General features: G+C 50.1%; 1 protein-coding gene. It reads left to right on the top strand.

Annotation, left to right across the window (positions count from 1 at the left end):
• Window positions 1–18 precede the first annotated feature (18 nt).
• The coding region (locus tag WM40_RS27375; RefSeq protein WP_162199140.1) for an aldo/keto reductase at window positions 19–481 on the top strand (463 nt) is incomplete at its 3' end.

Genomic DNA, 481 nt, shown 5'->3' on the forward strand with positions numbered 1-481 from the left:
AATGAAAGGAGTATGGATATGGGCGTACCACTGATGATGGACCTCGTTGGTCTAGGCACATACAAACTAAACGATACCAAAGGGTTACGAGTCATTTCTGAGGCCTTGGATATCGGTTATCGCCATATTGATACCGCTGCGATGTATGGGAATGAAGAGGTAGTCGGTCGTGCATTGGCCGAATCCTCGGTGCCCCGAGAGGAGATCTACGTCACCACCAAAGTCTGGCCATCGAACTTTTCAAAGCGAGATTTTATTCGTTCCGCAGAGCTGTCTTTGCGTAAGCTGGGGACTGAGTACCTAGATGTGCTCTTGCTGCATTGGCCTAACCCGGGTGTGCCGCTAGAGGAAACGCTAGAGGCACTATCGACACTTATCGAGAGCGGTAAGGTCCATGCAGGTGGTGTAAGCAACTTCGATGCGATTCAGATGCGACGAGCCGAGGAAATCTGCGGAGATGATGTATGTGTCAATCAGGTTT

Origin of the sequence: Robbsia andropogonis (genome assembly GCF_000970345.1) — a bacterium.
Classification (GTDB): Bacteria; Pseudomonadota; Gammaproteobacteria; order Burkholderiales; family Burkholderiaceae; genus Robbsia; species Robbsia andropogonis.